Here is a 4,081-nt window from a genome sequence, read left to right on the forward strand (position 1 = left end):
GCTGCACCGAGAGATCATCTGGTCGAACCTCACGCCATACGCGTCGTTGCGGCATGACGTGAAGCGAGAGAACTGCGTCGTCTTCCGCGCTCCCTGGTTCGATCATGCCAAGGCAGTTCTCTCCTGCCCTGTTCCCGACATGCAAACGGCTTGGCGGGAAGTACACGTGCGCGAAGTAGACAGACTGGCGTACATCCGGCAAGAAGATCTGCCCGCCGTGGTGGAAATCCACAGTGCCGCACTCACCAGCTCCTGGAAGTCCATCTATGACCTCTCGGCCTCACCTCTGCGCTGGGCCCGCAAGAGGCGCTGGATGGCGAGCACCGAAGTGCTTTTCCTTGCCGATAACAACGCCGCCTTTGAGATCGGCAGGATCTTCATACAACCTGAGGGCTATGTGTGTGACGCCCTCACCTGGAGCATGCCCAATGCAGGGGACGCGCTGAAGCTGTCGATCAGCGCAGGCATGCTCACGCACGCGCACTGGCTCAGCGGAGCGATTCCACTAAGCCACCGCTTCTGGCCGATGCGCTCGATGTGGCTGCGCTCCGCGGACCGCCTACACCTGACGACGAAGCTGCGTTCGATGCAGGGCATCCCCAACCTCCGCATTGTCTCGTATGGCGAAGGTGCAACCTACGTCGCAGGACCATCAGAAGCATTACTGGAGGCCACCGAGCGGGCCCCGCATGTTGGCCTCACGCCAACGCGTAGCAGTTGGGAAGGTGTCGGCTCAGACCGCCTTGCGAGCAGCAAGGACTGGCTCCCCAAGGACTTCGACAGCTACGAACGCATCGCTCACTGGGCAACCCCCAGACCCATCGCCGACCTGCTGCGGATAGACCAAGCCGCCATCCAATCGCTTACCGACGAAACAGCCGCAGTGCAATCCATCGTCACCATCCTGAAGGGAACCTCAAGTGCAAATGTTCACTGAGCTGATGGACGCCATCTATTCCATTACAAAGAAGTCGCCTGCAGATTACACCGACCTGGAGACAACGATTGGCGACCGAACGCTCGTCTATCGCTCCGGCAGCATGGCCACCCTGGTTCGCTACGGAGGGATTTCCAAGGTGGCCAGCAATCCAGAGCTGACTGAGATGGTGGAAGTCCTGCAGCAGACGCTGAATCCTTTCTTCCTGAAAAAATGCCACGAGTTGCAGTTCGTTCTCGACCGAGATCTCATGCACCCGGACCGGCTAAAAAAACGGATGGCGCCGGTCTACGAGACCGCCAACAGACTTGGCGTCGGCGAGTACATGAAGGGCATCTTCGATGAGCAAGCAGCAACTATGGCCAAGTTCACGATGGACGACTCCATCACCATGGTTCTATACACGAACCCCAATGCGCTGAGCGAGCAGGAGTTCAAGGACTGGATTGCCCAGTTGCGCGAAATGCGCCGCACGGGGCAGATCCACACGCCACCCGGAACGCAGGACGACACGTTCGCCAGGGAGCCGCAGTTGGCCATTCACGAAGCCTACGTCAATCAGGTGGTATCCACATTGACCAGCGCCGATATTGGCGGCCAGGCCGAGGTCTGCGACATCTGGGCCGCAAGCACCATCATGGCCAGATCGATTGACCCCAGCCTCTCCGACGAATGGAGCGCCTGGCTACTACCCAGGGCAGAGGAGCGCTTTGGCTTGCGGGTCGGCAGCGAGCCACTACTGCGAAAAGCCCCTCCATCAGTGACCAAGGCCCGGCCGAAGGCCCGGAAGGTGGCAAACACTGCGGTGATGTTCCCGCCGCCGCTCCGGGACCAACTGCTTGTTCAGGAAGCCGTCTACCCCAAGAGCGGCTACATGGAGTACGCGGGCCGCCTGTACGCGACCCTGAGCATGGTCGTTCCGCCAAAGCGCGACGTCAATGCATCGATGCTGCTCTACAGCCTCTCCGGCATGACTGCCCGCGCAGCTGGGGAGAGCGAACGAGTGCCTTATCGCATCTCCATGCGCATGCGTGCGCAGGGGCTGAATCAGCTTTCGCTGCGCGCATCTATCGCCCCGATCGTTGCCGCCGGCTCGAACAACAACCGCAAGCTGATGCGGGCCATTGGAGGACTTCGCGATGAAGCAGCAGCAGAACTGGCAATGGCCTCGCTCAGCGCGTCCATTACCACATGGGTGGACGCCTCGATACCCAAGGCCACTGAAATACTGAAGTCGCGCGTCGTCGCGTTGCGCACGGCCGCATCCCAGTGGGGCGACGTGAACCTGGCCGAGGCCTCGATCGACAGGTTCGATGCCTTCATCAACTCATGCCCAGGCGTTACGCAGCGCCCCTGCTCCAACGAAGCGGTCGGAAACATCCGCGAGATCCTGCCACTGCTGCCATGGGCTCGCCCGGCGAGCCCGCTTGGCTCACGCGGCACTGAGCTTTACCGTTCTCTGGACGGTGCGATCCTGCCGACTGCATCGCACTCCAGCGAGCAGGATTACTGGCTAGAGACGATGACGGCGCCCATGGGGGGCGGCAAGTCAGCACAAGCCAATCGGAAGCACCTCGAATACATCTTCGCCCCAGGCCGGACGACCTGGCCATTCCTGCACATCCTCGACATTGGCGGGTCCGTATCGGGCCTTATCGAGATGATCCAGGACGCACTGCCAGACGACATGAAACACTTGGCGTTTATGCACACCCTGCGCAACGATCGCCGCAATGCGATCAACATGTGCGACACCAAGCTAGGGCTGCGCCATCCCTTGGAAGGCGACCTGCAAGCCACCGTGGACTTTCTTGGCGGACTGGTCACACCCGCTGAGCGCGGCAAGCCGTACGACAACATGGGTGAGTTCATCAAAACGCTGCTCAAGTCCGCGTACAAAAAATTTTCGGACGAAGATGGCGGAACACCCAAGCTATACCGCCCAGGCATCGACGCAGTGGACAAGGCCATTGTGGATCTTCGTCTGGACGACGAGGTGCACGCCAACCACACATCGTGGTTCGAGGTTGCAGACAAGTTGGGAGCAAAAGGCAACTACCCAGCGGCCACCCTTGCCCACCGCCAAGCGATGCCCACCCTCCCTGACCTGGACATCCTCGCGAAGGACGAAAACATCCGAGGCGACTACATGACGGCGATTGCAGACCAAGGCGTCCCCGTCCCTACCACCTTTTGCACTCAGCTTGCCCTGGCACGCGAGAGCTTCCCCATCTTTACGTCAACCACCCAGCTGGATTTGAGCGGACGTCGAATCACCGCATTGGATCTTGCGGATGTGGCCCGGGTGGGAAGTCCAGGTGCTCGCAAACAAGCGTCCCTCATGTTCCAGGTGGCGTACGAGCTTTTCACTCGCAACATCCGCATGGAAGATGACGACCTGAACTTCGTACCAAGGCAGTGGCTGCCCTACTACCGCGATCTCCTTGATGAGCTGAAGAACACCGACAAGCATGTGACGCTGGACGAGTACCACCGCACCATGATCAAGGAACTGAGCGCGAAAGACCGCGCAGACCATGACACGACAGGTCTGCGCGCTACGCTCATCCGAGAGGGCGGTCGTGAGTCGCGGAAGTGGGGCTTGAGCTTGCTCACGATCTCGCAGCTGAGCGCGGACCACGGGCAGCTGCACGCGCTTGCTAGCTGCAACCACATCCTTCGTCGAGGAAGCGCCGAGGAGACGGCCTATCAGCAGCAGCACCTCAAGCTCTCCAGCACGGACGTCGAAGCACTACGAATGTTCGTCAACGGGCCGACAAAGTCAGGCGTCACGTTCCTTTCGCAGTGGACCACCAAGTCAGGCAAGTATTCGCAGCTCTTCACGTCAACGATGGGGCCGATGACTCTGTGGTCCCTGTCCTCCACCTTCGAAGACAAGCACATTCGGAAGGTTGTGTTCGATGCCATCGGCCGAGACGCTGGGCGCGCCGTCTTGGCCAAGCATTACCCCGGTGGCTCGGCGAAGGGTGAAGTCGAACGACGCAAGCTCACAGCGAAGAAAAGCAGTACCGACGACATCGACGAAAGCGTCAGCATGGAAGTCGCGCAAGAGCTGATCGCACAGTACAAAACGAATCCAATGAACTACAAGTGAGGAGTACCAATGGCAAAAGATGATCAAGA

At 59.8% G+C, this 4,081-nt stretch carries 2 protein-coding genes; both read left to right on the forward strand.

The genetic code is table 11. The features are described from left to right. On the forward strand, positions 1 to 937 hold a 937-nt coding region (locus BM070_RS24955), incomplete at its 5' end, for a hypothetical protein (RefSeq protein WP_175518605.1). Continuing rightward, positions 921 to 4,052, forward strand: coding sequence for a hypothetical protein (locus BM070_RS23810; protein ID WP_139222996.1), 3,132 nt, complete (start codon positions 921 to 923; stop codon positions 4,050 to 4,052). The genes BM070_RS24955 and BM070_RS23810, both read left to right, overlap by 17 nt. Positions 4,053 to 4,081: the final 29 nt, after the last annotated feature.

This window comes from Paracidovorax wautersii, assembly GCF_900113035.1.
In the GTDB taxonomy this organism is placed as follows: Bacteria; Pseudomonadota; Gammaproteobacteria; order Burkholderiales; family Burkholderiaceae_C; genus Paracidovorax; species Paracidovorax wautersii.